The sequence below is a fragment of the Salmonella sp. FC25216 genome (assembly GCF_057751355.1).
This window is the reverse complement of sequence record NZ_JBDGON010000003.1, coordinates 19,697-46,277: the sequence shown is the minus strand read 5'-3', so window position 1 is coordinate 46,277 and position 26,581 is coordinate 19,697. Positions and strand designations below refer to the sequence as shown.

At 51.7% G+C, this 26,581-nt stretch carries 31 protein-coding genes; 21 read left to right on the top strand and 10 right to left on the bottom strand.

Annotated elements, in window-relative coordinates; translation table 11 throughout:
* Positions 1 to 26: 26 nt before the first annotated feature.
* From prgH to avrA, 10 genes are all read left to right on the top strand, one after another.
* Positions 27 to 1,205, top strand: coding sequence for a type III secretion system inner membrane ring protein PrgH (prgH, locus tag AC3G3F_RS06490; protein ID WP_023249346.1), 1,179 nt, complete (start codon positions 27 to 29; stop codon positions 1,203 to 1,205).
* Positions 1,206 to 1,228: 23 nt separating this feature from the next.
* Positions 1,229 to 1,468, top strand: a complete 240-nt coding sequence (locus tag AC3G3F_RS06485; RefSeq protein WP_023249347.1) for a type III secretion system needle complex protein — start codon at positions 1,229 to 1,231, stop codon at positions 1,466 to 1,468.
* Positions 1,469 to 1,486: 18 nt separating this feature from the next.
* Entirely contained in the window at positions 1,487 to 1,792 is a 306-nt protein-coding gene (gene prgJ, locus AC3G3F_RS06480; RefSeq protein WP_000020427.1) for a type III secretion system inner rod protein PrgJ, read from the top strand.
* The gene (gene prgK / locus AC3G3F_RS06475) at positions 1,789 to 2,547 is read left to right on the top strand and encodes a type III secretion system inner membrane ring lipoprotein PrgK (protein WP_023249348.1); all 759 of its coding nucleotides are present in this window, start codon (positions 1,789 to 1,791) and stop codon (positions 2,545 to 2,547) included. Before prgJ ends, prgK begins: the two co-directional genes overlap by 4 nt.
* Complete coding sequence (gene orgA / locus AC3G3F_RS06470) at positions 2,519 to 3,118, top strand: oxygen-regulated invasion protein OrgA (RefSeq protein ID WP_077918499.1); 600 nt, start codon at positions 2,519 to 2,521, stop codon at positions 3,116 to 3,118. Before prgK ends, orgA begins: the two co-directional genes overlap by 29 nt.
* A complete protein-coding gene (orgB, locus tag AC3G3F_RS06465) occupies positions 3,075 to 3,746 on the top strand; it encodes a type III secretion system linker protein OrgB (RefSeq protein ID WP_070803746.1) in 672 nt (223 codons plus the stop codon). The genes orgA and orgB overlap by 44 nt, the downstream gene beginning before the upstream one ends.
* Positions 3,747 to 3,761: 15 nt before the next feature.
* Positions 3,762 to 4,220, top strand: coding sequence for a type III secretion system effector protein OrgC (locus tag AC3G3F_RS06460; protein WP_053529369.1), 459 nt, complete (start codon positions 3,762 to 3,764; stop codon positions 4,218 to 4,220).
* A 345-nt stretch (positions 4,221 to 4,565) separates the two neighbouring features.
* Positions 4,566 to 5,453: an invasion transcriptional regulator HilC gene (hilC, locus tag AC3G3F_RS06455; protein ID WP_023249352.1), complete on the top strand. Its 888-nt coding sequence runs from the start codon at positions 4,566 to 4,568 to the stop codon at positions 5,451 to 5,453.
* Positions 5,454 to 5,838: 385 nt separating this feature from the next.
* Positions 5,839 to 6,594 (top strand): transcriptional activator SprB, encoded by a 756-nt coding sequence (locus tag AC3G3F_RS06450; protein ID WP_023249353.1) that lies wholly within the window; start codon positions 5,839 to 5,841, stop codon positions 6,592 to 6,594.
* A 160-nt stretch (positions 6,595 to 6,754) separates the two neighbouring features.
* Positions 6,755 to 7,663 (top strand): type III secretion system YopJ family effector AvrA, encoded by a 909-nt coding sequence (avrA, locus tag AC3G3F_RS06445; protein WP_488394685.1) that lies wholly within the window; start codon positions 6,755 to 6,757, stop codon positions 7,661 to 7,663.
* 98 nt (positions 7,664 to 7,761) lie between these two features.
* Here avrA and sitD read toward each other — a convergent pair whose 3' ends face one another.
* Genes sitD through sitA form a run of 4 tightly spaced genes read right to left on the bottom strand, consistent with a single transcriptional unit; the run spans position 7,762 to position 11,193 of the window.
* Positions 7,762 to 8,610, bottom strand: coding sequence for an iron/manganese ABC transporter permease subunit SitD (gene sitD, locus AC3G3F_RS06440; protein WP_023249355.1), 849 nt, complete (start codon positions 8,608 to 8,610; stop codon positions 7,762 to 7,764).
* Complete coding sequence (sitC, locus tag AC3G3F_RS06435; RefSeq protein WP_488394683.1) at positions 8,601 to 9,461, bottom strand: iron/manganese ABC transporter permease subunit SitC; 861 nt, start codon at positions 9,459 to 9,461, stop codon at positions 8,601 to 8,603. Before sitC ends, sitD begins: the two co-directional genes overlap by 10 nt.
* A complete protein-coding gene (sitB, locus tag AC3G3F_RS06430; protein ID WP_000083165.1) occupies positions 9,458 to 10,279 on the bottom strand; it encodes an iron/manganese ABC transporter ATP-binding protein SitB in 822 nt (273 codons plus the stop codon). Before sitB ends, sitC begins: the two co-directional genes overlap by 4 nt.
* Positions 10,276 to 11,193 (bottom strand): iron/manganese ABC transporter substrate-binding protein SitA, encoded by a 918-nt coding sequence (gene sitA / locus AC3G3F_RS06425; RefSeq protein ID WP_053509067.1) that lies wholly within the window; start codon positions 11,191 to 11,193, stop codon positions 10,276 to 10,278. The genes sitB and sitA overlap by 4 nt, the downstream gene beginning before the upstream one ends.
* 181 nt (positions 11,194 to 11,374) lie before the next feature.
* Between sitA and AC3G3F_RS06420 the strand changes: the two genes are divergently transcribed.
* The gene (locus tag AC3G3F_RS06420) at positions 11,375 to 11,719 is read left to right on the top strand and encodes a nitrous oxide-stimulated promoter family protein (protein WP_053529365.1); all 345 of its coding nucleotides are present in this window, start codon (positions 11,375 to 11,377) and stop codon (positions 11,717 to 11,719) included.
* Positions 11,720 to 11,780: 61 nt separating this feature from the next.
* Here the strand turns inward: AC3G3F_RS06420 and flhA are convergent, their stop codons facing one another.
* The 6 genes from flhA to hypA form a co-directional block, all read right to left on the bottom strand.
* A complete protein-coding gene (gene flhA / locus AC3G3F_RS06415; RefSeq protein ID WP_488394680.1) occupies positions 11,781 to 13,859 on the bottom strand; it encodes a formate hydrogenlyase transcriptional activator FlhA in 2,079 nt (692 codons plus the stop codon).
* 146 nt (positions 13,860 to 14,005) lie between these two features.
* A complete protein-coding gene (hypE, locus tag AC3G3F_RS06410) occupies positions 14,006 to 15,016 on the bottom strand; it encodes a hydrogenase expression/formation protein HypE (protein ID WP_023249360.1) in 1,011 nt (336 codons plus the stop codon).
* Positions 15,013 to 16,134, bottom strand: coding sequence for a hydrogenase formation protein HypD (hypD, locus tag AC3G3F_RS06405; RefSeq protein WP_134949855.1), 1,122 nt, complete (start codon positions 16,132 to 16,134; stop codon positions 15,013 to 15,015). The genes hypE and hypD overlap by 4 nt, the downstream gene beginning before the upstream one ends.
* On the bottom strand, positions 16,134 to 16,406 hold the full coding sequence (hypC, locus tag AC3G3F_RS06400) for a hydrogenase 3 maturation protein HypC (RefSeq protein WP_000334871.1): 273 nt from the start codon (positions 16,404 to 16,406) through the stop codon (positions 16,134 to 16,136). Before hypC ends, hypD begins: the two co-directional genes overlap by 1 nt.
* Positions 16,397 to 17,269 carry a hydrogenase nickel incorporation protein HypB gene (gene hypB, locus AC3G3F_RS06395; protein ID WP_023249363.1) on the bottom strand — a complete coding sequence of 291 codons (873 nt, stop codon included), beginning with the start codon at positions 17,267 to 17,269 and terminating at the stop codon, positions 16,397 to 16,399. The genes hypC and hypB overlap by 10 nt, the downstream gene beginning before the upstream one ends.
* Positions 17,270 to 17,390: 121 nt before the next feature.
* Positions 17,391 to 17,747 (bottom strand): hydrogenase maturation nickel metallochaperone HypA, encoded by a 357-nt coding sequence (gene hypA / locus AC3G3F_RS06390; protein ID WP_023249364.1) that lies wholly within the window; start codon positions 17,745 to 17,747, stop codon positions 17,391 to 17,393.
* Between the two features lie 208 nt (positions 17,748 to 17,955).
* Here hypA and hycA point away from each other — a divergent pair, with 208 nt between their 5' ends.
* The 10 genes from hycA (at position 17,956) to hydN (ending at position 26,577) form a co-directional block, all read left to right on the top strand.
* Positions 17,956 to 18,417, top strand: coding sequence for a formate hydrogenlyase regulator HycA (gene hycA / locus AC3G3F_RS06385; protein WP_053509063.1), 462 nt, complete (start codon positions 17,956 to 17,958; stop codon positions 18,415 to 18,417).
* Positions 18,418 to 18,562: 145 nt separating this feature from the next.
* Positions 18,563 to 19,171, top strand: a complete 609-nt coding sequence (gene hycB, locus AC3G3F_RS06380; RefSeq protein WP_001079163.1) for a formate hydrogenlyase subunit HycB — start codon at positions 18,563 to 18,565, stop codon at positions 19,169 to 19,171.
* Positions 19,171 to 20,997, top strand: a complete 1,827-nt coding sequence (gene hycC / locus AC3G3F_RS06375; protein ID WP_023249366.1) for a formate hydrogenlyase subunit 3 — start codon at positions 19,171 to 19,173, stop codon at positions 20,995 to 20,997. Before hycB ends, hycC begins: the two co-directional genes overlap by 1 nt.
* Before the next feature lie 2 nt (positions 20,998 to 20,999).
* Positions 21,000 to 21,923, top strand: a complete 924-nt coding sequence (locus tag AC3G3F_RS06370; protein ID WP_023249367.1) for a respiratory chain complex I subunit 1 family protein — start codon at positions 21,000 to 21,002, stop codon at positions 21,921 to 21,923.
* Positions 21,924 to 21,940: 17 nt separating this feature from the next.
* Positions 21,941 to 23,650 (top strand): formate hydrogenlyase subunit HycE, encoded by a 1,710-nt coding sequence (gene hycE / locus AC3G3F_RS06365; protein ID WP_053529361.1) that lies wholly within the window; start codon positions 21,941 to 21,943, stop codon positions 23,648 to 23,650.
* A 9-nt stretch (positions 23,651 to 23,659) separates the two neighbouring features.
* Positions 23,660 to 24,202 (top strand): formate hydrogenlyase subunit HycF, encoded by a 543-nt coding sequence (gene hycF / locus AC3G3F_RS06360; protein WP_053529360.1) that lies wholly within the window; start codon positions 23,660 to 23,662, stop codon positions 24,200 to 24,202.
* The gene (hycG, locus tag AC3G3F_RS06355; protein ID WP_053529359.1) at positions 24,202 to 24,969 is read left to right on the top strand and encodes a formate hydrogenlyase subunit HycG; all 768 of its coding nucleotides are present in this window, start codon (positions 24,202 to 24,204) and stop codon (positions 24,967 to 24,969) included. The genes hycF and hycG overlap by 1 nt, the downstream gene beginning before the upstream one ends.
* A complete protein-coding gene (locus AC3G3F_RS06350) occupies positions 24,966 to 25,376 on the top strand; it encodes a formate hydrogenlyase maturation HycH family protein (RefSeq protein ID WP_023249371.1) in 411 nt (136 codons plus the stop codon). The genes hycG and AC3G3F_RS06350 overlap by 4 nt, the downstream gene beginning before the upstream one ends.
* Positions 25,369 to 25,839 (top strand): hydrogenase maturation peptidase HycI, encoded by a 471-nt coding sequence (gene hycI, locus AC3G3F_RS06345; protein ID WP_023249372.1) that lies wholly within the window; start codon positions 25,369 to 25,371, stop codon positions 25,837 to 25,839. Before AC3G3F_RS06350 ends, hycI begins: the two co-directional genes overlap by 8 nt.
* Positions 25,840 to 26,031: 192 nt before the next feature.
* Complete coding sequence (hydN, locus tag AC3G3F_RS06340; protein ID WP_023249373.1) at positions 26,032 to 26,577, top strand: electron transport protein HydN; 546 nt, start codon at positions 26,032 to 26,034, stop codon at positions 26,575 to 26,577.
* Positions 26,578 to 26,581: the final 4 nt, after the last annotated feature.

The window sequence follows — 26,581 nt, the reverse complement described above, 5'->3', positions numbered from 1 at the left end:
AACGACAGACATCGCTAACAGTATATATGGAAACATCAAAAGAGAAGACGATAACAAGCCCTGGGCCATACATAGTTCGATTACTTAACAGCTCACTGAACGGCTGTGAGTTTCCATTGCTGGCAGGCCGAACACTGTTTGTGGTAGGCCAGAGTGATGCGCTCACTGCTTCTGGCCAGCTCCCTGATATACCTGCCGATAGCTTTTTTATCCCGCTGGACCATGGCGGAATAAATTTTGAAATCCAGGTGGATACGGATGCGACCGAAATTATACTCCATGAGCTGAAAGAAGGAAATTCTGAATCTCGTCCGGTGCAATTAAATACGCCAATACAGGTCGGTGAATTGCTTATCCTGATTCGCCCGGAAAGCGAGCCGTGGACGCCTGAGCAACCTGAGACGTTGGAGACGTCTGAAAAGAAGATCGAGCCGCGTTTTAAAAACGGAATTGTGGCGGCACTGGCTGGTTTCTTTATATTGGGGATTGGGACGGTAGGTACGTTATGGATACTTAACTCGCCGCAGCGGCAGGCCGCAGAGCTTGATTCGTTGTTGGGCCAGGAGAAAGAGCGCTTTCAGGTGTTGCCAGGACGAGACAAAATGCTCTATGTCTCTGCGCAAAATGAAAGGGATACGCTGTGGGCTCGTCAGGTTTTAGCCAGAGGCGATTATGATAAAAATGCGCGAGTGATTAACGAAAACGAAGAGAATAAGCGTATCTCTACCTGGCTGGATACTTATTATCCGCAGTTGGCTTATTATCGCCTTCATTTCGATGAACCGCGTAAACCCGTTTTCTGGTTAAGCCGCCAGCGAAACAATATGAGCAAAAAAGAGATCGAGGTTTTAAGTCAAAAGCTGAGAGCGCTAATGCCATACGCAGATTCGGTTGACATCACGTTGATGGATGATGTTGCCGCAGCAGGCCAGGCGGAAGCGGGGCTAAAACAGCAGGCGCTTCCTTATTCCCGTAGGAATCATCAAGGCGGCGTAACATTTGTTATTCAGGGAGCGCTCGATGATGTAGAAATACTCAGAGCTCGTCAATTTGTCGATAGCTATTACCGAACATGGGGAGGACGCTATGTGCAGTTTGCTATCGAATTAAAAGATGATTGGCTCAAGGGGCGCTCATTTCAGTACGGGGCGGAAGGTTATATCAAAATGAGCCCAGGCCATTGGTATTTCCCAAGCCCACTTTAACTTAACGTAAATAAGGAATAAGTATGCCTAACTGGTCAGGTTATCTGGATGGAGTCTCCGCGACTTTTGATAAAGGTGTTGACGATTTGCAAGCGCAGGTGACGAAAGCACTTACGGATTTAGCAGCAAAGCCCTCCGATCCGGCGCTACTGGCGCAGTATCAGAGTAAGCTCTCGGAATATAACTTGTACCGTAACGCGCAATCGAACACGGTAAAAGTCTTTAAGGATATTGATGCTGCCATTATTCAGAACTTCCGTTAATCAGTTATAAGGTGGATTATGTCGATTGCAACTATTGTCCCTGAAAATGCCGTCATAGGGCAGGCGGTCAATATCAGACCTATGGAAACAGACATTGTCTCGCTGGATGACCGTCTACTACAGGCTTTTTCTGGTTCGGCGATTGCCACGGCTGTGGATAAACAGACGATTACCAACCGGATTGAGGACCCTAATCTGGTGACGGACCCTAAAGAACTGGCCATTTCGCAAGAGATGATATCAGATTATAACCTGTATGTTTCTATGGTCAGTACCCTTACTCGTAAAGGAGTCGGGGCAGTTGAAACGCTATTACGCTCATGATTCGTCGATATCTATATACCTTTCTGCTGGTAGTGACCCTTGCTGGCTGTAAGGATAAGGATCTTTTAAAAGGACTGGACCAGGAACAGGCTAATGAGGTCATTGCCGTTCTGCAAATGCATAATATAGAGGCGAATAAAATTGATAGCGGAAAATTGGGCTATGGCATTACCGTTGCTGAGCCTGATTTTACCGCTGCGGTGTACTGGATTAAAACCTATCAGCTTCCTCCCCGGCCACGGGTGGAAATTGCGCAGATGTTTCCGGCGGATTCGCTGGTATCGTCTCCGCGAGCTGAAAAGGCCAGGTTATATTCGGCTATTGAACAGCGACTGGAGCAGTCATTACAGACGATGGAAGGCGTGCTCTCCGCCAGGGTCCATATCAGTTATGATATTGATGCTGGTGAAAATGGCCGCCCGCCAAAACCTGTTCATCTGTCGGCATTAGCCGTATATGAACGAGGTTCGCCGCTTGCGCATCAGATCAGCGATATCAAGCGTTTCTTAAAGAATAGTTTTTCCGACGTGGATTATGACAATATTTCTGTTGTGTTGTCAGAACGTTCAGATGCCCAATTACAGGCTCCCGGCACGCCAGTAAAACGTAATTCTTTTGCAACTAGTTGGATTGTATTGATTATTTTGTTATCCGTGATGTCAGCAGGATTTGGCGTCTGGTATTACAAAAACCATTATGCCCGGAATAAGAAAGGCATAACGGCTGATGATAAGGCGAAATCGTCAAATGAATAGGCAGCCATTACCCATTATCTGGCAAAAAGTCATTTTTGATCCGTTGTCGTATATTCATCCTCAGCGGTTGCAGATAGCCTCGGAAATGATTGTCAGACCTGCCGCCAGGGCGGCGGCGAATGAGTTAATACTGGCGGCCTGGCAGCTTAAGACCGGAGAAAAGGAGAGTATTCAAAACTCACTGACGCAGCTGTGGCTGCGTCAGTGGCACCGACTACCGCAAATAGCGTACTTACTCGGTTGCCATAAACTGAGAGCCGATCTGGCAAGGCAGGGAGCCTTGCTTGGCCTGCCGGATTGGGCGCAAGCATTTTTGGCAATGCATCAGGGAACAAGTTTATCTGTCTGCGATAAGGCGCCGAATCACCGGTTTTTACTCAGCGTCGGGTATGCACAGTTAGATGCCCTGAGTGAATTTTTACCTGAATCTTTAGCACAGCGTTTTCCTTTGCTTTTTCCTCCATTTATTGAGGAGGCATCGAAGCAGGATGCTGTAGAAATGTCAATTTTGCTACTGGCCTTACAATATGCTCAAAAATATCCCAATTCCGTCCCCGCTTTCGCCTGTTGAGGGGATACTGATAAAGCGTAAAACGCTGGAACGTTATTTCTCTATTGAGAGATTAGAACAGCAGGCGCATCAACGGGCTAAGCGTATTTTGCGAGAGGCGGAAGAAGAGGCAAAGACCTTGCGGATGTATGCCTACCAGGAAGGTTACGAACAGGGAATGATAGACGCGTTACAGCAGGTCGCAGCTTATCTTACCGATAGTCAGACAATGGCCTGGAAATGGATGGAAAAAATACAGACTTATGCCCGAGAGTTATTTTCAGCAGCAGTCGATCATCCAGAAACGCTTTTAACCGTACTGGATGAGTGGCTGAGGGATTTTGATAAGCCGGAGGGACAACTTTTTTTAACACTGCCAGTTAATGCGAAAAAAGATCACCAAAAACTGATGGTGTTGCTTATGGAGAACTGGCCAGGTACTTTTAATCTTAAATATCATCAGGAACAGCGCTTTATCATGAGTTGCGGCGATCAGATCGCAGAATTTTCACCTGAACAATTTATTGAAACGGCGGTAGGTGTTATTAAGCATCATCTTGATGAACTTCCACAAGACTGCCGGACGATTTCTGATAGTGCCATTAATGCACTTATTGATGAGTGGAAGACAAAAACGCAAGCATCATAAAATGGAGGCTAAAAGATGATACCAGGCACAGTTTCAACTTCTTATTTGGTCCCGACAGCGAATACTGAAGCGACGGGTAGCAGTGTTGTTTCGTTAAGCGCCAGGGCGGCTACGTTGAATAATGTGGATAGCGCACGTTTAAGCAATGGCACTGATGTTGAGCTCTATGACGCGTTCTACCAGAGGCTTTTGTCGCTTCCTGAGTCAGCCTCTTCTGAAACGCTTAAAGATGCCATTTATCAAGAAATGAATGCCTTCAAAGACCCTAACAGTGGCGATCCTGCATTTGTCTCCTTTGAGCAGCAAACGGCTATGCTACAAAATATGATGGGAAAAGTTGAGTCGGATACCCGTTTATATGAGGCCTTAAATGGGTTATTAGTTGGCACGATGAACGCACAGTCACAAATGACTTCCTGGATGCAGGAGATTATTTTATCAGGCGGGGAAAACAAAGAGGCAGTTGACTGGTAAGTCTCCCATTGCTGGCAGTTTGTGATAAGGTATGGTGTATACGTCAGTGAATAGTGTTGATAGTACACCATGCTAACTCAGCTATGTTACTGATAAATAGTACTTATTGCAGTATCTGTAAGGCGTTTTATCCTGGAAAATCCATATTAATATTGTAAGTTTTCATTACAAGATTGTGCATAAAGTTTATAAAAGTATCTTTGTATGAAAAAAACAACGCACTTTAGAATGTAATTATTGGCTACAATAATAAAACAATCAGATTTAAATCATCTTTGTGAGTTTTAATTATTTCTTTATAAGAATATAACGATTTTAAGTTCCTTATAGCACACAGGATAAAATATGGTATTGCCTTCAATGAATAAATCAGTTGAGGCTATTAGCAATAATCACCTTCAACAGCCGAGTAGAGCTTCATTAATAAACGGATTAGCTGATGTAAGAGACTATTATGTCGCAAATTGCGTATTAATCAAACTTAATAAAGGCAGTTTGCGGATTGAAAATGAGTTTGGGGAGTTCATTGAGCAACCTGCACCGTGTTTATTTTTATTGGAAAAAGATCAAACGATAACGTTTAGTATGAGCGAAATTGAAGGTCATATAGATTTTTCCTCATTGGAAGTTTCCTATGACTTAATGCAAAAATTCTACAAAGTCTTTTACAGCACAAGAAATTATAATGACAGAGAGTTATCATTAAAAACGAAGCCAAAGCATTTTTTCCATGCCGAGCTGTTGCCCGGAATGAGTGATACTTTTGACTCTATTTTGAATGGCGTGGCGTGTCCACGGGTTTGTAGTAATGTGAGTATTGATGATCATGATTATTCATATTACTCATTAATGTATCTTATATCGGCATTTGTACGCAAACCCGGTGGGTTTGATTTCCTTGAGCGAGCGGTAAAGATTACGACAAAAGAGAAAGTTTATAACATTATTATTAGTGATATCACCCGTAAATGGTCTCAAGCTGAGGTGGCTGGAAAACTGTTCATGAGCGTATCAAGTCTGAAGCGCAAACTGGCCGCTGAAGATGTGAGCTTTAGTAAAATATACCTGGATGCTCGTATGAATCAGGCTATAAAATTACTACGTATGGGCGCTGGAAATATTTCACAAGTCGCGACGATGTGTGGCTATGATACGCCATCCTATTTTATCGCTATTTTTAAACGGCATTTTAAAATTACACCACTTAGCTTTATGCGTACAATAAATCATTAATTTTTGAAATTGTTTTAAACGTTACTATCTGTTTGCGTACAGATGCGAAAATATTTCTCTTAATAGCAGTATATAGTCCAGTATCACTACACCAGTGATACGCAGTTAATAAAAGAGAGTCGAAAGCATTCATTGTCAGACATACCAGGTCACAAGGAATCCGGCAATCGTTGCACTGCAAGAGATTACCGTAAAGTAAAAAAGAAAATTTAATCATTATCAGATTCGTAAAAGGAATTCATTTCGGTAACAGCATTGCGCATGTAATAACGTATCAAGCATTATTACGTTTGTTGCAAGAGGGCGTTATCCACTTGCGCAGTAGCTGCCCAGGAAGAAAAATCATTACCGAAGCTGTGGTCAGTTTTCAGAAAAGGATAAGCAAATGAAAAATGTAATTATATACGGTATCAACTGGACTAATTGTTATGCCCTTCAGTCCATCTTTAAGCAAAAATACCCGGAAAAACGCGTCAAAACATGTAACTCGTTAACCGCACTCTTGCATTCTATATCCGATATGCCGGATGCCGGGCTGATTTTATCTTTGAACCCTCATGAGCATGTTTATCTTTTTCATGCGTTGCAGGCGCGGTTGCAGAGTCGTAAAGTTCTGGTAGTGGCAGATCGCTTGTATTATATCGATCGCTGTGTGCTGCAATATTTTGGCGTTATGGATTATGTTCTAAAAGACGAGCTATGCTGCATTATCCGCTCGGATCGAGAGAAGTCTCGTTTTCCGGAGGCCTGGCTGCGTTTCTGCCACAGGCCACAGAGGAAAACTGTGGCTGCTACGTATGCTTTTAATGCCGGAGAGACGCCGGAAGAGATACTGTTTAATATCAATCAATACGCCTGGTGGAATCTACCGCCCGGCGTCACCCAGGCGAAATATGCGCTGCTGATATTATTATCCTCCGGACATCCGGCAATTGAACTGGCGAAAAAATTTGGTCTGGGAACAAAAACCGTCAGTATTTATCGTAAGAAGGTGATGTATCGTTTGGGGATGGACTCTTCACCGCTATCTCTTTTCCGGGGGCTGAAATTAGACGCGCATTTACAGCGCACTGCTTTTGCACATAACCATAGCGTACCGGACGATAATTGCTCGTTACCGATTGCGGTAGGAATGAATTAAAATATTTTTATTATTTATGACCATATGTTGAGTTTTTATTATAAAAAAATATTTTTTGAGTAGTAATTATTATATCTAATCATTTGGAGGTGGTTGGTAGCCTGGCTCAATCATTGATGCATATTTTTGCGGACAATATATTGAATCTGAAAAGTTAAAGATGATATTTTCAGTGCAGGAGAGATCATGTGGAGGGGAAAGTATGCTAAGTCCTACAACTCGTAATATGGGGGGGAATCTATCGCCTCAGCCAGAAGTAAGCGGGGGGCTAAACACCGAAGCATTGACCTGTATTATTGAGCGTCTGGAAAGTGAAATTATAGATGGGAGCTGGATTAATATCAGTTACGAGGAGACCGATCTCGAAATGATGCCTTTTCTTGTTGCACAGGCCAATAAGAAGTATCCAGAGTTAAATCTTAAATTTGTTATGTCAGTCCATGAGCTTGTTTCCTCTATAAAGGAGACCAGAATGGAAGGCGTTGAATCTGCCCGATTTATCGTAAATATGGGAAGTTTAGGTATCCACATTTCAGTCGTCGATTTTAGAGTTATGGACGGAAAGACATCGGTGATTTTGTTCGAGCCAGCAGCGTGTAGCGCTTTTGGACCTGCTTTACTGGCGTTGAGGACCAAAGCAGTTATTGAACGTGAACAACTGCCTGATTGTTATTTTGCTATGGTCGAGCTGGACATTCAACGAAGCTCTTCTGAATGCGGTATTTTTAGCCTGGTGCTCGCCAAAAAACTTCATCTTGAATTTATGAATTTATTAAAAATTCATGAAGATAATATTTGTGAACGTCTGTGTGGAGAAGAACCTTTTCTCCCGTCTGATAAAGCAGACCGATATTTGCCGGTGAGTTTTTACAAACATACTCAAGGCGTACAACGATTAAATGAATATGTGGAGGCCAATCCGGCGGCGGAAAGCAGTATAGTAAACAAAAAGAATGAAACGCTTTATGAGCGATTCGATAACAATGCCGTTATGCTAAACGATAAAAAACTCTCTATATCTTCTCATAAAAAAAGGATAGCTGAATATAAATCTTTACTTAAATCGTAATGAAATCATAAAGTTGCCTGCCAGATGAAATCTTTATAGCGCCATAAGACTACTCTATATTATGACCGCATGTTTCCTGAATAGCAGGCAAAAAAGTGTTAACCTTGCGCCTCTGGTACGATTTCATTACGCCTGTCGCGCCATGTTGAGTAAATAAATGCCGCAATAAATATGATGGCAAACAATACTACGATGGTCGGCGCTGGCGCGCTATCAAGATAAAATGACAGATAGACGCCCGCAAAAGCGGTTATAACTGACAGACTGACCGCTAATCCCAGCGCGCGCGCAAAGCGTCGCGTTAGCAAAATGGCAATTGCGCCGGGGGCGATAAGCAGTGAGATCGACAGAATAATTCCCACTGATTTCAGCGTGGCGACGATAGTCAGCGCAATCATACATAGCAGGCCATAATGCAGTAGCGTGGTATTTAACCCGCTGGCTTTCGCCTGGTGCGGGTCAAAGGCGTGTAGCAGGAGATCTTTCCATTTCAGTCCAATGATTAACGCAATACCCAGCGCAATGACCGACGTTTGTACGATATCCCCCAGCGATACGCCCAGCATATCGCCAAACAGGATGTGATCCAGATGCACTTCCGATTGAATAGAGACATAGAGCACCAGACCTGCGCCAAACATCCCGGAAAAGACGATTCCCATCACCGTATCACGTTTGATGCGGCTATTATCGTCCAGATAACCGGTCGCGATAGCGCAAAATAATCCGGCAATGAAAGCGCCAATCGCCAGGGGAATACCCACAATATATGCCAGCACGACCCCGGGGAATACCGCATGACTCATTGCGTCGCCCATTAACGCCCAGCCTTTTAACACTAAAAATACGGACAGCAAGGCGCAGGGAATCGCCACAATGACCGAAACCATAAGGGCATTCACCATAAAATCAAACTGAAATGGCTCCAGCAACGTTGTTAATAACATGTCGGCTCCTTCTGCAGGCGGGCGCGTCGACGGTTGGCTAGCAGACCGTGTTTCGGGGCGAAAATAAAGGCCGTGATGAACAGTAAGGTTTGCATGACGACAATAATTCCGCCAGTGGCGCCATCCAGCCAGTAGCTAAGCCAGGCGCCCAGAAAACTGGTCAGGCTGCCAATTACTACGGCAATCATGAGCAGACGTGGAAAACGGTCGGTGAGTAACCAGGCCGTCGCGCCCGGCGTGACGACGAGACAGATGACCAGGAACGCCCCGACGGTTTGCAGGGCCGCCACGGTGGAGACGGATAATAGGGTGAAAAACAGCAGCTTTAGCCGACCCGGATTAAGCCCGATAGAACGCGCATGGGTTTCATCGAAAAAGACGACCATCAAATCTTTCCACTTTAACAGCAAAATCGTCAGCGAGACTGCGCCGATAATCGCCAGTTGCGCAATATCCGCTGGCGCGATCGCCAGCACGTTGCCGAGAATTATCGTCTGGATATTCACCGACATTGGATTGAGCGACACCATAAAAAGACCGACGCCAAAAAAAGAGGAGAAGATAAGTCCGATAATCGCGTCTTCTTTCAGGCGTGAGCGTTGGTTAAGAAAGAGCATACAGCCAGCAGCCAGTCCGCCGGAAAGAAACGCGCCGAGCGAGAAGGGCAGCCCTAACATCCAGGCGCCAGCGACGCCAGGCACAATGGAGTGAGATAGCGCATCGCCAATGAGCGACCAGCCTTTGAGCATCAAATAGCAGGAGAGAAACGCGCACAGGCCGCCCACCATCGCGGAGACCCACATCGCGTTGAGCATATACTGGTAGCCAAACGGCTCAACAAGCCAGTTCATGACGATTTTCCTCCACTGGCCACGCGCCGGGAAATAAAGGGGCGCTCGTCATCGGTGATGATGTGCTCTTCGCCGCCGCTTAGCGCGATATGACGTAGAACGCCGCTAAACGCCTGCTCCAGATTCGCGGCGGTAAACGTGGTTTCTGTAGGACCGCTGGCCAGTACGGTCCCTTTAATCATTACCGTATAGTCGCAAAACTCGGTGACGGAGCCGAGATTATGCGTTGATACCAGCATCGTGCGGCCTTCATCGCGCAGCTCCCGCAGTAGATCGATGATTCGGGCTTCGGTTTTTACATCTACGCCGGTAAAAGGTTCATCCAGCAGGATCACTTGTCCATCCTGAGCAATGGCCCTGGCAAGAAATACGCGTTTTTTCTGCCCACCGGACAGCTCACCAATCTGCCTGTGACGATATTCCTGCATATCCACCCGCGCCAGCGCGGCGTCAACACAGGCGTGATCATGCGCAGTAGGACGGCGTAGCCAGCCCATATGGCCGTAGCGTCCCATCATCACCACATCTTCCACCAGTACCGGAAATGACCAGTCCACTTCTTCCGATTGCGGAACATAAGCAATGAGGTTTTTTTTCAGCGCTGTATTGACCGACTGTTGCAGTATAGTGATATCGCCCTGCGCAAGATGCACAAAGCCCATTAACGCTTTAAATAACGTAGATTTACCGGAACCATTTACACCTACCAGAGCGGCGATTGTACCGCCAGGCACCTGAAAAGTAGCATCCCGTAGGGCGGTATGGCCGTTGCGATACGTCACCGTGACTTGATCAACGGTAATCGCAGATTGACTCATTGTTGACTCCTCAGTCCGTCGTTAATGCCGTTGACGATGGTTTCGGTAGTGACACGCAACAGATCCAGATAGGTTGGTACAGGACCATCGGCGGCGCTCAGAGAATCGACATACAGCACGCCGCCATAATGCGCGCCGGATTCACGCGCGACCTGGCGGGCTGGTTTATCGGAAACCGTACTCTCGCTAAAGATGGCGGGAATATGGTGCTTTTTAATGGTATCAATCACTTTACGCACCTGTTTTGGCGTACCCTGTTGATCGGCGTTAATTGGCCAGAGATAGAGCTCTTTCATGTTGTTATCGCGCGCCAGGTAAGAGAACGCGCCTTCGCTGGTGACCAGCCAGCGCTGATCGGCGGGAATTTTTTCCAGTTCGGCGCGCAGCGGATCGGCCATTTGGCGAATTTTCGCTTTATAGCGTTCGGCGTTTTGCTTATAGATCTCCGCATTATCCGGATCGTACTTCACCAGAGCATCGCGAATGTTATCGACATAAATCAGCGCGTTTTCTGCCGACATCCAGGCGTGCGGGTTCGGTTTACCGTTATACGGGCCTTCGGTAATGCCCATCGGTTTGACGCCGGTGGAGACGACGACTTCCGGTACGCCGGAAAGGTGCTGATAAAAGCGGGTGAACCACCGCTCCAGGTTCAGACCATTCGCGAGGATAAGCTGGGCCCCCTGCGCTCGTTTTATATCGCCGGGCGTTGGCTGATACTCATGGATTTCAGCGCCGGGCTTGGTAATCGAGCTGACTTCCGCTGCGTCGCCCGCCACGTTTTTCGCCATGTCGGCAATAACGGTAAATGTGGTAATTACTTTAAATTTCTCTTTTGCATAGGCCGGCGATAGCGCGAGTATCGCTACAATACCGGCAATCAGGAGTGTTTTCAGACGGCGCAGATTCGTCATAGTATCCCTCGCAACAATGTGGTTAATTAATCATCGAATATAGCCTTTGCTATGTTATATAGCACAAGGCATGAATAAATGAAAATAATTCTTATTTGCGAAAGCATGACGATACGCAGTGATAGTGCTAAAGAGAGATAAGGTGTAAAATAAATGCACCTTAATGTTTGGAGAGGACACGATGTCTGGTAAACGTATCGCTCGTGAAAAACTGACGATCAAAAAAATGATCGCGCTCTACGCGAACCGGTGTCCGCAAGCTTCAAATGATAAGGCGCATTATGATGCGCTGTTTTCCTACGCGCAAAAACGTCTTGATAAGTGCGTATTTGGCGAGGAAAAACCCGCCTGTAAGCAGTGCCCGGTGCACTGCTATCAGCCGGCTAAACGCGAGGAGATGAAGCAGATTATGCGTTGGGCAGGTCCGCGAATGCTTTGGCGGCATCCTGTCCTGACCGTGCGGCATCTTATCGACGATAAGCGCCCCGTTCCGGAATTGCCGGAAAAATATCAGCGTAAGAAGTGAAGGGGAAGCGCCAGGTCTACGGCGCGCATCATCTCCGGGCCGGATAAGATCCGGCAACCCGTTACGCTAATGCGTCTTTATCAATACCTAATCGCTTCATACGCGACAGCAGGGTGGTTCGTTTAAGCCCCAGACGTTGTGCCGCGCCTTTTGGTCCAGCCACTACGCCATTGGTCTCTTTCAACACGCGTATAATAAGCTGATATTCATCTTCGCCTTCTTTGGCGCTTTCCGTCGCAACAGCCGAGGTATCGGGCGTTACGGCGATAATATCCGGCAGCGACAGTTGTAGCACATTGCCGCGCGTCAGCAGCACGGCGCGCTCGACGACATTCTCCAGTTCGCGAACGTTCCCTGGCCATTCCATGCTGCTGAGCGTGCGCAGCGTTTCAGCAGGAATACTGTCGATATTACGACCCATTCGGCGGGCGATTTTGAAGGTGAACGCTTTGACCAGTAGCGGAATATCTTCCGGACGTTCGCGTAACGGAGGAAGTTGGATCGGAAAAACATTCAGCCGATAGTAGAGATCGTTACGGAATTCGCGATCGGCGACCATTTTTTTTAGATCGCGGTTAGTCGCGGCGATCAGTCGCACGTCGGTCTGGATCAGTTTATTGCTGCCGAGACGTTCAAACTCTTGTTCCTGAAGGACGCGCAACAGCTTAGGCTGTAGCTCCAGCGGCATGTCGCCCACTTCATCCAGAAACAGCGAGCTTTTATCTGCCAGCTCGAAACGACCAATCCGCTGCGCGCTGGCGCCGGTAAACGCGCCGCGCTCGTGACCAAACAGATCGCTTTCCAGCAGCCCCGCCGGCATCGCGGCGCAGTTCATCTTTACCATCCTGCGCCCGCTACGTCCGCTCAGGTTGTGAATGGCGCGGGCAATCAACTCCTTACCGGTTCCCGTTTCGCCCAGAATCAGCACGGTACTGTCGCTCTGCGCCACCATCTCAACCTGCTTTAGCACGTTGTACATTGCTTCGCTGCGCCCGATGATCTCGCCAAACTCGCTGTCAACGTTATTAAGCTGTTCCGTGAGCGCCAGATTTTCGTCGACCAGGCGTTCCTTCAGACGGTGGATTTCCTGATAGGCCAGCGCATTATCCACTGCAATTGCCACCCGTTCGGCAATCTGACGCAGCAGCTTGAGGTTAGCGGTGGTAAACACTTTTTCTTCGCACTGCGCCAGTTTGAGTACGCCAAGCATCGTCTTGCCGGACATCAACGGCAGCAGGCAAAGCGTCTGGATCTGATTGCCCCAGGTATCGAACAGCATTCGTTCGTAGGGGGCAAGCGGATCGCGTTCGTTGAGGTTGATAAGCAGCATCTCTTTGCTTTTAAAGACGCGCTCCGTGAGCGTGCCGGCTTCGTCGACTTCGCTCTGTTCGTGCGCCGGATGATGCTCATCAAGATAGTGGGTGGAGTAGATATTCAGCTTATTTTTGCGATGGCTGCGCAACACGATGCTGATCGCATCGATATTGAAATAGTGGTGGATCTCTTTAGCGACTTCGCTTACCAGCTCATCAATATCCAGGCGCGACAGGACGGCGTTGGTGATCGCAACCAGAATACGGAAGTTATCGCGTTCGCGACACAACAGATCATAATCGACATTATTGTTTACCCGGTTCTGAATTTGCTCGGCGACCACGCCGACAATTTGGGTAAACGTATGCAGACGGTCATACTCCTTTTCACTCCAGGGGCGATCTTCTTGACGGATAAACTCGCAGCCGCCGAAAATACGGCCTTCCGCGGCTAAAGGAAGCAGGCAGTAATGACCAAATTCCGAGTAGAGACCGCTCGCGGCAAGCTGCGGCCAGGTTTCGGTAAACTCATGGAAATTACAGTGCAACGCATCGGGGCGAGAAAGGATGCGACGTACCGGGCCGTGCGCCAGTACGGTTTCATCTTCATATTCAACAGGACGGCCATTTTCTCGCGTCGCATAATATTGTGCGCGTTGCGACTGCGCCTGCCATAGCACAATGCCGGCGCTGTCGGCGAGCGCTGAACGCTTTACCAGTTGCGAAAGCGCTTCACTGAGCGACGCCAAATCGGGCTGCTGCAATAAGGTACGAGTGATATCGAACAAGCCTTGCTGTCCAAGATCGCTCATGGGTGTATACGACATGTTGCTTTTCCAGGAAAATACCGCGGCGCGGTGCGAAAAGGTCTATGAATTATAGGTATTCGTTTTACATTTTTGCCGGATGGCGCTGACGCTTATCCGGTAGCTACGAGTCAGGCCCGGTAAGCGTAGCGCTACCGGGCTGTGTATCAGCATATACGAGGCAGCGGTTCGGCGTGTGGCAAATCAAGGGTTCGCTTCACGCCATAGAGTCCGGCTAAGCGAACGCCTTTGCGTTCGACGACTTCGCCAATCAGCGCCGCATCACGTCCCAGCGGATGCGCGCGTAACGCCGCCAACGCCCGATCTGCGGCCTGCCGTTCAACGGCAATCACCAGTTTTCCTTCGTTGGCAAAGTTCAGAGCATCCAGCCCCAACAGCTCGCAAACGCCGCGCACGGCAGGTTTGAGCGGAAGTGCGGATTCGGACAATTCAATACCGTAACCGCAGGACGCCGCAAACTCATGGGCGACCGCATTCACGCCGCCGCGCGTGGCGTCACGCAATGCCTTCACTCCGTCAATATGCCGCAGCGTCTGAATAAGTGGCGTTAATACTGCGCAGTCGCTCGCCAGCTCGCCATCCAGCCCCAGTTGCTCACGCAAGTTGAGGATAGTGGCCCCGTGATCGCCAAGCGTACCGCTGACTAACAGCACATCGCCAACGCTCAGCGTTTGCGCGCCCCAGTGAATATCGGCGGGAATCGCCCCCATGCCGGCGGTGTTGATAAACAATTTATCCGCCGCGCCGCGCTGCACAACTTTGGTGTCACCGGTTACAATGGCGATACCCGCTTCCCGCGCGGTCGCCGCCATGCTATTGACCACGCTTTTTAACATCTCCATCGGCAGCCCTTCTTCAAGGATAAAGCCGCAGGAGAGATAGCGGGGGATCGCGCCGCTCACCGCAACGTCGTTCGCCGTACCGCAAATCGCCAGTTTGCCGATATTGCCGCCGGGGAAAAAGAGCGGATCGATCACATAGCTATCGGTAGAAAACGCCAGACGGTCGCCTTCCGCCGTCAGTTGCGCCAGCTCCAGACGCGCCTGATCTTCTTGTTCCGCCAGCCACGGGTTGGCAAAGGCCTCCATAAACAGGCTATTAATCAACTGTTGCATAGCCTGGCCGCCGCTGCCGTGGGCGAGTTGTATATTGTTCAAACTTCACACTCCTGCTGACGATACTGATACCAGGCGGCGCATGCGCCTTCGGAAGAGACCATTAGCGCGCCGAACGCGGTCTCTGGATTACATGTTTTACCAAATAGCGGGCACTGATGCGGCTTGCATCTGCCGGTCAGCACTTCGCCGCAGCGGGCACGCGGATCGTCGTAGACTTGCTGCGGCGCTGGGCGGAAATGCGTTTCGGCGTCAAAGCGCTGATACTCTGGCGTCAGATGGACGCCGGAAGATTCAATCACGCCCAGACCGCGCCACTCGCTGTCGCCATTAACGCAGAACACATCGGCGATGGCTTGCTGCGCCAGCATGTTTCCGGCATCCGGCACCACGCGGCGGTATTGGTTTTCAACCTGGCTTAGGGCCGCTATTTTCTGCTCAACCAGCATGACCACGCCTTGCAGTAGATCAAGCGGTTCGAATCCTGCCACCACCAGCGGGCGATTAAAACCGGCGGCGATAAACTGGTACGCCTCGGTGCCGATGACCATGCTGACGTGGCCTGGCGCAAGGAATGCGTCAATGCCGTTGTCCGGCTGTTCCAGTAGGCTACGCAGCGTCGGGATCAACGTAATGTGCTGGCAGAAAAAGTAGAAGTTTCGCACGTCGCGCTGTTTTGCCTGCTGCAGCGTGATAGCGGTGGTCGGCATGGTGGTTTCAAAGCCCAGTCCGAAGAATACCACTTTACGGGTCGGGTTATCCTGCGCCAGCTTCAGCGCGTCCATCGGTGAATAAACAATACGGACATCCGCGCCGCGCGCTTTAGCCTGCAACAGAGAACCCTGTTTCCCCGGCACGCGCATGGCATCGCCAAAGGTGCAGAAAATCACCTCTGGATGGCTGGCGATTTCCACGCAGCTGTCGATACGTCCCATCGGCAGCACGCAGACCGGGCAACCGGGGCCGTGAATAAACTCCACGTTTTCGGGCAGTAACTGATCGAGACCAAATTTAAAAATCGCGTGGGTATGACCCCCGCAGACTTCCATAATGCGCAACGGACGTTCAGCAGTGTAAGGAAGAAGGGCGGCGCGTTCACGCAGGTGTTCAATGAGCTGCATTACCTGTTCCGGCGCACGGTACTCGTCAACAAAACGCATTATCTCTCCTCACCATACAGCAGTGCGCCGACGTCCGGCTCAACATCAAACATATTTTGTAGCGCGTCGAGCGTGTCGCGCGCTTCCGCTTCGTTAATGACGCTCATGGCGAATCCGACATGAACCAGCACCCACTGACCCAGACGCGGCTGACCGTTTTCATCACAACTGCCGACTAATGTGAGATCGACGTCGCGCTGAATGCCGCAGACGTCAACTTTTGCCTGATTGCCGTCAATGGCGCGGATTTGACCCGGAACGCCTATGCACATCGCTGCGCCTCCAGCCAGGCCAGCCACTGATCCATGCCTTCGCCGCTGGTGGCGGAAATCAGGATAATTTCAATCTCCGGGTTCACTTCACGCGCGCTGGCGATGCACTTCTCAACGTCAAAATTGAGGTAGGGCAGCAGATCGACTTTATTGAGCAGCATTAGCGACGCGGCGGCAAACATATGGGGATACTTCAGCGGCTTATCTTCGCCTTCGGTCACGGAAAGCACTGCGACTTTATGCTTTTCGCCCAGATCGAAGCTGGCCGGGCAGACGAGATTACCGACGTTTTCGATAAACAGAATACCGCGGTCATCCAGCGGCAGGCGCGGCGCGGCGTCGGCGATCATCTGCGCATCAAGATGGCAGCCTTTGCCCGTGTTTACCTGAATGGCGGGCGTGCCGGTGGCGCGGATGCGGGCGGCGTCGTTCACTGTCTGCTGGTCGCCTTCAATCACCGCGCACGGTACACGGTCTTTCAATTTCATCAGCGTTTCGGTCAGCAAGGTGGTTTTACCGGACCCGGGGCTGGACACCAGGTTGAGCACCAGATGCTGGCGGGCGGCGAAACGGGCGCGGTTGCGCTCTGCCAGACGATTATTTTTGTCCAGCACGTCGATTTCGACCTCCAGCATCCGCCGCTGGCTCATACCTGGCGCATGGGTTCCAGCTTCGCCATGACCGTAATGCAGATCGCCTTCTGCGGTCTGACTTGGGGTAAATTCAGGCGTTTTAATGCCTGTAATATTCAGCGCCGGGCGAGCCGCTGGGGCAAAGGGCGCGCTACGAAACGCAGAGTGTGGATTATGCTCATCGCCTTCTATATAAAGGTTGCCTTCAGCGCAACCGCAAGTCGTACACATCGCTTACTCCTGATCTTTTCTTGTTACAGGCTTTCTGCCGAATGGCGACGCGAGCGTCTTATCCGGCCCACAGGTTGTCATCGTCGTTGTAGGCCGGGTAAGGCGAAGCCGCCATCTGGCATTAATCTTCTGTTCCATCAATCTCTATGCGCCGAATTTGTAAGCCATCATCGGCCACAATTCGCAGCGTATCGCTATGACATTGTGGACAACGCCGTACACGATGTGTCAACAACGTGACATATTGTTGACAATGCTCACACCAGCATTCGGCTTCTTGTTCTTCGAGGTGCAGTTTACAACCTTCTGCTATCGTGCCGCGGCATACCAGATCAAAACAAAAGGAAAGAGCGCTGGTTTCTACGCAAGAAAATGCGCCAATTTTGATCCAGACGGCTGTCACATGTTTTGCACCGTATGCTGAAGCCTGTTGTTCAATCAATTCCAGTGCCCGTTGGCAGAGGGTGATTTCGTGCATATCGCCTCCCGTAGTGGTTGCCCCCTGTAAAGCAATATTTATGCCAATGTTTGCATCCCCTGGTAGGTCATGTCGACAATGACGAAATGACATGTCGTCACCGCGTCGAAACGGCAATAATTACGTCAATATGCTATTAAAACAATAGGTTAATAATTGGCATGAAAAATGCTTAACGCAGGCATCTCTGTTAAACGGGTAACCTGACATGACTATTTGGGAAATAAGCGAAAAAGCCGATTACATCGCGCAACGGCATCGTCGCCTACAGGACCAGTGGCATATTTACTGCAACTCGCTGGTTCAGGGGATCACCCTCTCGAAAGCGCGCCTGCATCACGCAATGAGCTGCGCGCCGGAAAGGGATCTTTGCTTTGTCCTGTTTGAGCACTTTCGTATTTACGTTGCGTTGGCGGATGGTTTTAACAGCCACACCATTGAATACTACGTTGAAACCAAAGATGGCGAAGATAAGCAATTGATTGCACAGGCACAACTCGATATCGACGGCAAGGTTGATGAACGGGTTAACAACCGCGATCGCGAGCAGGTGCTGGAGCACTATCTGGAAAAAATCGCCAGCGTTTACGACAGCCTCTATGCCGCGGTGGAAACCAACTCGCCGGTCAATTTGCGCCAACTGGTAAAGGGACACAGCCCGGCTGTATAAGCCTGAGGCGTTGCCCGCTTTGATTCGCGATGTGGCGCTGTGCCACGTCATGAATGTTTTGGGGATGGGCGTGTCGATAAGTGTCGAAAATGACATTTCAACGGCATGTTTTCGTCAAAAATGACAATCACCTGAGGAATGCCTGGTGAATCGTTTTGTAATTGCTGACTCCACTCTCTGTATCGGCTGTCACACCTGTGAGGCCGCCTGTTCAGAGACGCATCGCCAGCATGGCCTGCAATCAATGCCGCGCCTGAAAGTGATGCTGAATGAAAAAGAATCTGCGCCGCAGCTCTGTCACCACTGTGAAGATGCGCCATGCGCCACGGTATGCCCGGTTAACGCGATTAATCGCGTTGACGGCGCTGTCCAGCTTAATGAAAGCCTGTGCGTGAGCTGCAAACTGTGTGGTATTGCCTGTCCGTTTGGCGCTATTGAGTTTTCCGGCAGCCGTCCGCTGCATATTCCGGCGAACGCCAATACGCCGAAAGCGCCGCCCGCGCCGCCTGCGCCTGCGCGTGTCAGTACGTTGCTCGACTGGGTGCCGGGCGTACGCGCTATCGCGGTGAAATGCGACCTGTGCAGCTTTGACGAGCAAGGCCCGGCCTGCGTGCGGATGTGCCCGACTAAAGCGCTACACCTGGTGGATAACACGGATATCGCCCGCGCCAGCAAACGTAAACGTGAGCTGACGTTTAATACCGATTTTGGCGATCTCACCTTGTTTCAGCAGGCTCAGAGTGGGGATGCATAATGAGTTCACTTTCACTGATTACTAGCGGCGTAGCGTGGTTTGCCGCCGCCGCCGTTCTGGCGTTTCTGTTTTCGTTTCATAAAGCGCTGAGCGGCTGGATTGCCGGTATCGGCGGCGCGGTCGGCAGCCTGTGTACGGCAGGCGCGGGGTTCACCGTACTGAACAGCGCCGTTACGGTTAGCGGCGTGATGCCGTTTACCGGCCACATGCTGCAAATTACGCCGCTGAATGCTATCTGGCTGATTACTCTGGGGCTGTGCGGTCTGTTCGTCAGCCTGTTCAATATCGACTGGCATCGCCATCCACAGGTAAAAGCCAACGGACTGTTGGTCAACCTGCTGATGGCGGCAGCCGTCTGCGCCGTGGTCGCCAGTAATCTGGGGACGATGGTGGTGATGGCGGAAATCATGGCGCTCTGCGCCGTGTTCCTTACCGGCGGTAGCAAAGAGGGCAAACTGTGGTTTGTGCTGGGTCGTCTCGGTACGCTGCTACTGGCAATCGCCTGCTGGCTGGTGTGGCAGCGCTACGGCACGCTGGATCTGGGGCTGCTGGATCAACGCGCTCAGCAACTGCCGCTGGGCTCCGATATCTGGCTGCTCGGCGTTATCGGTTTTGGTCTGCTGGCCGGGATTATCCCGCTACACGGCTGGGTGCCGCAGGCGCACGCTAACGCCAGCGCTCCCGCCGCCGCGCTGTTCTCGACCGTGGTGATGAAAATCGGGCTGCTGGGCATTCTGTCGCTGTCGCTGATTGGCGGTAATGCGCCGCTGTGGTGGGGCGTGGCGCTGCTGGTGCTTGGGATGATCACCGCCTTTGTCGGTGGCCTGTATGCGCTGATGGAGCATAACATTCAGCGTTTGCTGGCCTATCACACGCTGGAAAATATCGGCATCATTCTGCTCGGTCTGGGCGCAGGCGTTACCGGGATTGCTCTCAATCAGCCGGTACTGATCGCGCTGGGTCTGACCGGCGGACTCTATCATCTGCTGAACCATAGTCTGTTCAAAAGCGTACTGTTTTTGGGCGCGGGCAGCATCTGGTTCCGTACCGGTCATCGCGATATCGAAAAACTGGGCGGTATTGGCAAACGGATGCCGGTTATTTCTATCGCCATGCTGGTCGGTCTGATGGCGATGGCCGCGCTGCCGCCGCTGAACGGCTTTGCCGGCGAGTGGGTGATTTACCAGTCCTTCTTCAAACTGGGCAATAGCGGTGCGTTTGTTGGTCGTCTGTTAGGGCCGCTGCTGGCGGTTGGCCTGGCGATTACCGGCGCGCTGGCGGTGATGTGTATGGCGAAAGTTTACGGCGTGACGTTCCTCGGCGCGCCGCGCACGAAAGAGGCGGAAAACGCCAGTTGCGCGCCAATCCTGATGGGCGTCAGCGTGGTGGCATTGGCGATTTGCTGCGTACTGGGCGGGGTTGCCGCGCCGTGGCTGTTGCCGATGATTTCCACTGCGGTACCGTTGCCGCTGGAAACCGCGCACACCACCGTATCGCAGCCGATGATCACGCTGCTGTTGGTCGCCTGTCCGCTACTGCCGTTCATCATTATGGCGATGTTCAAAGGCAACCGTCTGCCATCGCGCTCCCGCGGCGCGGCCTGGGTGTGCGGCTACGACCACGAGCAGTCGATGGTGATCACCGCACATGGTTTCGCCATGCCGGTAAAAGAGGCCTTTGCCCCGGTACTTAAATTGCGTAAATGGCTTAACCCGGTATCGCTGGTGCCGGGCTGGCAGAACGCGACGGCAGCGGTGCTGTTCCGTCGTCTGGCGCTGATTGAACTGGCGGTGCTGGTGGTGATTGTGGTTTCACGAGGAGCCTGAAAATGAGTGTGTTTTATCCGTTAATTCAGGCGCTGGTGCTATTTGCCGTTGCGCCATTGCTGTCTGGTATTACTCGCGTGGCGCGCGCCCGTCTGCACAATCGTCGTGGGCCGGGCGTGTTGCAGGAGTACCGCGACATTATCAAACTGCTCGGTCGTCAGAGTATTGCGCCTGCGGATTCCGGCTGGGTTTTTCGCCTGACGCCGTTTGTGATGGTCGGCGTGATGCTGACTATCGCCACCGCGCTGCCGGTGGTGACCGTTGGCTCGCCGTTGCCGCAATTGGGCGATCTGATCACCTTAATTTACCTGTTCGCCATCGCCCGTTTCTTTTTCTCTATCGCGGGTCTGGATACCGGTAGCCCGTTTACTGCTATTGGCGCGAGCCGTGAAGCGATGCTTGGCGTGCTGGTGGAGCCGATTTTGCTGCTGGGCCTGTGGGTCGCCGCGCAGGTCGCGGGCTCTACCCATATTAGCAATATCACCGATACCATTTATCACTGGCCTGTCGCGCGCAGTATTCCGCTGATTCTGGCGCTGTGCGCCTGCGCTTTCGCTACCTTTATCGAAATGGGCAAGCTGCCGTTCGACCTGGCGGAAGCGGAGCAGGAGTTGCAGGAAGGGCCGTTGACCGAATACAGCGGTAGCGGCTTTGCGGTGCTGAAATGGGGCATTAGCCTTAAGCAACTGGTGGTGCTGCAAATGTTCGTCGGCGTGTTCCTGCCGTGGGGACAGATGGAAACCTTCAGCGCAGGCGGACTGTTGCTGGCGCTGGTGATTGCCGTCGTCAAGCTGATTGTCGGCGTACTGGTGATCGCCCTGTTTGAAAACAGCATGGCGCGACTGCGTTTTTGCGCCACTTCACGCGTGACCTGGGCCGGTTTTGGGTTTGCGTTTTTAGCCTTCGTCTCCTTGCTGGCGGCGTGATTTAAGAGAGTTTGAGCATGTCTGAAGAAAAATTAGGTCAACAATACCTTGCGGCGCTGCACCAGGCGTTTCCGGGCGTAGTGCTGGACGAAGCCTGGCAGACCAAAGATCAGCTGACTATTACGGTGAAAGTGAACTATCTGCCGGAAGTGGTGGAGTTTCTTTACTACCAGCAGGGTGGATGGCTGTCGGTGCTGTTCGGTAATGACGAACGCCAGTTGTGCGGCCACTATGCTGTTTATTACGTGATGTCGATGGAGCTGGGCACGAAGTGCTGGGTAACGGTGCGCGTTGAGGTTGATCCAAATAAGCCGGAATATCCCTCCGTCACGCCGCGCGTGCCGGCTGCCGTGTGGGGGGAGCGCGAAGTGCGCGACATGTACGGTTTAATCCCGGTCGGCCTACCGGACGAGCGCCGTCTGGTACTGCCGGACGACTGGCCGGATGAGCTCTATCCGCTGCGTAAAGACAGCATGGATTATCGTCAGCGCCCGGCGCCGACCACCGATGCGGAAACCTACGAGTTCATTAACGAGCTGGGTGACAAGAAAAATAACGTGGTGCCGATTGGCCCGCTGCATGTCACTTCCGATGAACCGGGCCACTTCCGTCTGTTCGTCGATGGTGAAAACATTATCGACGCTGACTACCGCCTGTTCTACGTCCACCGCGGCATGGAAAAACTGGCGGAAACCCGCATGGGTTATAACGAAGTCACCTTCCTTTCGGATCGCGTGTGTGGTATCTGCGGCTTCGCACACAGCACCGCCTACACCACCTCCGTGGAAAACGCGATGGGCATTCAGGTGCCGGAACGCGCGCAAATGATCCGCGCTATTTTGCTGGAAGTGGAGCGTCTGCACTCGCATCTGTTAAACCTCGGCCTGGCCTGCCACTTTACCGGCTTTGACTCCGGCTTTATGCAGTTCTTCCGCGTGCGCGAAACCTCCATGAAGATGGCAGAAATCCTTACCGGGGCGCGCAAAACTTACGGCCTGAACCTGATCGGCGGGATTCGCCGCGATCTGCTGAAAGAGGATATGATCCAGACCCGTCAACTGGCGCAGCAGATGCGTCGCGACGTGCAGGAGCTGGTGGATATGCTGCTCAGTACGCCAAATATGGAGCAGCGTACCGTCGGTATTGGCCGTCTGGAACCGGAAATTGCCCGTGACTTTAGTAACGTCGGCCCGATGGTGCGCGCCAGCGGTCACGCCCGCGACACCCGCGCCGACCACCCGTTTGTCGGCTACGGTCTGCTGCCGATGGAAGTACATAGCGAGCAGGGTTGCGATGTGATTTCCCGTCTGAAAGTCCGTATCAACGAAGTCTACACCTCGCTGAATATGATCGACTTCGGTCTGGATAATCTGCCGGGTGGCCCGCTAATGGTGGAAGGCTTCACCTATATTCCGCACCGTTTTGCGCTCGGCTTCGCTGAAGCGCCGCGCGGCGATGATATCCACTGGAGCATGACCGGCGACAACCAGAAGTTGTACCGCTGGCGCTGCCGTGCGGCGACCTACGCCAACTGGCCGACTTTGCGCTATATGCTGCGCGGCAACACTGTCTCCGACGCGCCGCTGATTATCGGCAGCCTTGACCCGTGCTACTCCTGTACCGACCGTATGACTGTGGTCGATGTGCGTAAGAAGAAGAGCAAAGTCGTGCCGTACAAAGAACTTGAGCGCTACAGCATTGAGCGTAAAAACTCGCCGCTGAAATAAGGAATCGCCATGTTTACCTTTATCAAAAAAGTTATCAAAACCGGCACGGCGACCTCGTCTTATCCGCTGGAGCCGATTGCGGTTGATAAAAACTTCCGCGGCAAGCCGGAACATAACCCGCAGCAGTGCATCGGCTGCGCCGCCTGCGTTAATGCCTGCCCGTCGAACGCGCTGACGGTAGAAACCGATCTTGCGACCAATGAGCTGGCCTGGCAGTTCAACCTTGGGCGTTGTATTTTCTGCGCCCGCTGCGAGGAAGTATGCCCGACGGCGGCGATTAAACTGTCACAGGAATATGAACTGGCGGTGTGGAAGAAAGAGGATTTTCTGCAACAGTCCCGCTTTGCACTGTGTCACTGCCGCGTTTGTCACCGTCCTTTTGCCGTGCAAAAAGAGATTGATTACGCCATTGCGCTGCTCAAACACAACGGCGACAGCCGCGCGGAACATCACCGCGAAAGCTTTGAGACTTGCCCGGACTGTAAGCGTCAGAAATGCCTGGTGCCGTCCGACCGTATTGAACTGACTCGCCATATGAAAGAGGTCAGCTAATGAGCAATTTATTAGGCCCGCGTGACGCCAACGGCATTCCGGTACCGATGACGGTGGATGAATCCATCGCCAGCATGAAGGCGTCTCTACTGAAAAATATTAAGCGTTCGGCATACGTTTACCGCGTGGACTGCGGTGGCTGTAACGGCTGTGAAATCGAAATCTTTGCGACGCTTTCGCCGCTGTTTGATGCCGAGCGTTTCGGCATCAAAGTGGTACCGTCGCCGCGCCATGCCGATATTCTGCTGTTTACCGGCGCGGTAACCCGCGCCATGCGCTCTCCGGCGCTGCGTGCCTGGCAGTCGGCGCCGGACCCGAAAATTTGTATCTCTTACGGCGCCTGCGGCAACAGCGGCGGCATTTTCCATGACCTGTACTGCGTCTGGGGCGGTACGGATAAAATCGTCCCGGTGGATGTGTATATTCCAGGCTGCCCGCCAACGCCTGCGGCGACGCTGTATGGCTTTGCGATGGCGCTTGGCCTGCTGGAGCAGAAAATCCACGCGCGCACGCCAGGGGAACTGGACGACCAGGCGGCGGAAATTCTGCATCCGGATATGGTGCAGCCGCTGCGCGTGAAGGTAGATCGCGCGGCGCGTCGGCTGGCGGGTTATCGCTACGGTCGTCAAATCGCCGATGATTACCTGACACAGTTGGGACAAGGTGAGCAGCAGGTGGCGCGTTGGCTGGAAGCGGAAAACGATCCGCGTTTAACCGAAATTGTCACACATCTCAATCATGTTGTTGAAGAGGCACGTATCCGATGAGCGAACAGGTGGTGTTCAGTCAACTGAGCCGTAAGTTTATTGATGAGAACGATGCGACGCCCGCCGAGGCGCAGCAGGTTGTCTATTACAGCCTGGCGATTGGCCACCACCTGGGGGTCATCGATTGCCTGGAGGCTGCGCTCACCTGCCCGTGGAACGACTATCTGGCGTGGATCGCCACCCTTGAAGAGGGAAGCGATGCCCGGCGTAAAATGGAAGGCGTGCCGAAGTATGGCGAGATCGTTATCGATTTTAACCATGTGTCGATGCTGGCGCGCGCGTTTGATAACGCGCGCGCCGCGCAGACCCCGCAGCAGCAAGAATGGAGTAAACTGATGCTCAGTATGCTGCATGACATTCATCAGGAAAGCGCCATCTACCTGATGGTGAGGAGGCTTCGTGACTGACGTTTTACTCTGTGTCGGCAATAGCATGATGGGCGACGACGGCGCAGGCCCGTTACTGGCTGAAATGTGCTCGGCGCAGCCGAAGGGTAATTGGGTGGTGATTGATGGCGGCAGCGCGCCGGAAAACGACATTGTGGCGATTCGCGAACTATCCCCCGACCGCCTGTTGATTGTCGACGCCACCGATATGGGACTTAATCCGGGCGAGATCTGCATTATCGATCCGGATGATATCGCTGAAATGTTTATGATGACCACCCACAATATGCCGCTGAACTATCTGGTCGATCAGCTCAAAGAGGATGTCGGCGAGGTGATTTTTCTCGGTATCCAGCCGGATATCGTCGGGTTTTATTATCCGATGACCCAGCCGATTAAGGACGCGGTAAACACCATCTATCAGCGCCTGGAAGGGTGGCAGGGAAACGGCGGATTTGCGCGACTGGAAGCGCCGGAGGCGTAACTTTTTGATGCCGAATGAGGTATTCGGCATTTCTTTCATCCCCTGAACGGTTGTCATCCGTCATCGTCACTTGTGTCGATGACATGCTTTTTCCCTCCGGTTAAAATAAAATACCATTATATAACATATGGTTAAATGTTGGCACGATTTGTGTATACATCGGCACATCATCTGTTATTGCTGGAGAATTTGATGAACCGTTTCATCATTGCTGACGCGAGTAAGTGCATTGGTTGCCGTACCTGTGAAGTGGCCTGCGTCGTATCCCATCAGGATAATCAGGATTGCGCATCGCTGACCCCTGAAACCTTTTTACCTCGTATCCATGTCATCAAAGGCGTGAACGTCTCTACGGCAACGCTGTGTCGCCAGTGTGAAGATGCGCCGTGCGCCAACGTCTGCCCGAATGGCGCCATCAGCCGCGACAAAGGCTTTGTTCATGTGATGCAGGAACGCTGCATTGGTTGTAAAACCTGCGTGGTGGCATGTCCTTACGGCGCCATGGAAGTGGTGGTGCGCCCGGTGGTTCGCAATAGCGGCGCGGGGCTGAACGTGCGTGCCGAAAAAGCCGAAGCCAACAAGTGCGATCTGTGTCACCATCGTGAAGCCGGTCCAGCCTGTATGGACGCCTGTCCAACGCACGCCCTAATCTGTGTCGACCGTAATAAGCTTGAACAGCTTAGCGCGGAAAAACGCCGTCGTGCGGCGCTGGATTCAACGGCATCTCTGCTTTTCTGATTTC

Excerpts from the sequence above, each read along its gene's own strand:
- hypB (WP_023249363.1), bottom strand. The coding sequence starts at position 17,269 with ATGTGTACGACTTGCGGTTGCGCTGAAGGCAACCTTTATATAGAAGGC.
- AC3G3F_RS06420 (WP_053529365.1), top strand. The coding sequence starts at position 11,375 with ATGTCTGGTAAACGTATCGCTCGTGAAAAACTGACGATCAAAAAAATG.
- hycE (WP_053529361.1), top strand. The coding sequence starts at position 21,941 with ATGTCTGAAGAAAAATTAGGTCAACAATACCTTGCGGCGCTGCACCAG.
- orgA (WP_077918499.1), top strand. The coding sequence starts at position 2,519 with ATGATAAGGCGAAATCGTCAAATGAATAGGCAGCCATTACCCATTATC.
- AC3G3F_RS06450 (WP_023249353.1), top strand. The coding sequence starts at position 5,839 with ATGAAAAATGTAATTATATACGGTATCAACTGGACTAATTGTTATGCC.
- AC3G3F_RS06350 (WP_023249371.1), top strand. The coding sequence starts at position 24,966 with ATGAGCGAACAGGTGGTGTTCAGTCAACTGAGCCGTAAGTTTATTGAT.
- orgB (WP_070803746.1), top strand. The coding sequence starts at position 3,075 with ATGCTCAAAAATATCCCAATTCCGTCCCCGCTTTCGCCTGTTGAGGGG.
- hycA (WP_053509063.1), top strand. The coding sequence starts at position 17,956 with ATGACTATTTGGGAAATAAGCGAAAAAGCCGATTACATCGCGCAACGG.
- flhA (WP_488394680.1), bottom strand. The coding sequence starts at position 13,859 with ATGTCGTATACACCCATGAGCGATCTTGGACAGCAAGGCTTGTTCGAT.
- hypA (WP_023249364.1), bottom strand. The coding sequence starts at position 17,747 with ATGCACGAAATCACCCTCTGCCAACGGGCACTGGAATTGATTGAACAA.
- AC3G3F_RS06370 (WP_023249367.1), top strand. The coding sequence starts at position 21,000 with ATGAGTGTGTTTTATCCGTTAATTCAGGCGCTGGTGCTATTTGCCGTT.
- sitC (WP_488394683.1), bottom strand. The coding sequence starts at position 9,461 with ATGAACTGGCTTGTTGAGCCGTTTGGCTACCAGTATATGCTCAACGCG.
- avrA (WP_488394685.1), top strand. The coding sequence starts at position 6,755 with ATGATATTTTCAGTGCAGGAGAGATCATGTGGAGGGGAAAGTATGCTA.
- sitA (WP_053509067.1), bottom strand. The coding sequence starts at position 11,193 with ATGACGAATCTGCGCCGTCTGAAAACACTCCTGATTGCCGGTATTGTA.
- hilC (WP_023249352.1), top strand. The coding sequence starts at position 4,566 with ATGGTATTGCCTTCAATGAATAAATCAGTTGAGGCTATTAGCAATAAT.
- hycF (WP_053529360.1), top strand. The coding sequence starts at position 23,660 with ATGTTTACCTTTATCAAAAAAGTTATCAAAACCGGCACGGCGACCTCG.
- sitB (WP_000083165.1), bottom strand. The coding sequence starts at position 10,279 with ATGAGTCAATCTGCGATTACCGTTGATCAAGTCACGGTGACGTATCGC.
- hydN (WP_023249373.1), top strand. The coding sequence starts at position 26,032 with ATGAACCGTTTCATCATTGCTGACGCGAGTAAGTGCATTGGTTGCCGT.
- hypD (WP_134949855.1), bottom strand. The coding sequence starts at position 16,134 with ATGCGTTTTGTTGACGAGTACCGTGCGCCGGAACAGGTAATGCAGCTC.
- hycG (WP_053529359.1), top strand. The coding sequence starts at position 24,202 with ATGAGCAATTTATTAGGCCCGCGTGACGCCAACGGCATTCCGGTACCG.
- sitD (WP_023249355.1), bottom strand. The coding sequence starts at position 8,610 with ATGTTATTAACAACGTTGCTGGAGCCATTTCAGTTTGATTTTATGGTG.
- prgK (WP_023249348.1), top strand. The coding sequence starts at position 1,789 with ATGATTCGTCGATATCTATATACCTTTCTGCTGGTAGTGACCCTTGCT.
- hypC (WP_000334871.1), bottom strand. The coding sequence starts at position 16,406 with ATGTGCATAGGCGTTCCGGGTCAAATCCGCGCCATTGACGGCAATCAG.
- AC3G3F_RS06485 (WP_023249347.1), top strand. The coding sequence starts at position 1,229 with ATGCCTAACTGGTCAGGTTATCTGGATGGAGTCTCCGCGACTTTTGAT.
- prgH (WP_023249346.1), top strand. The coding sequence starts at position 27 with ATGGAAACATCAAAAGAGAAGACGATAACAAGCCCTGGGCCATACATA.
- hycC (WP_023249366.1), top strand. The coding sequence starts at position 19,171 with ATGAGTTCACTTTCACTGATTACTAGCGGCGTAGCGTGGTTTGCCGCC.
- prgJ (WP_000020427.1), top strand. The coding sequence starts at position 1,487 with ATGTCGATTGCAACTATTGTCCCTGAAAATGCCGTCATAGGGCAGGCG.
- AC3G3F_RS06460 (WP_053529369.1), top strand. The coding sequence starts at position 3,762 with ATGATACCAGGCACAGTTTCAACTTCTTATTTGGTCCCGACAGCGAAT.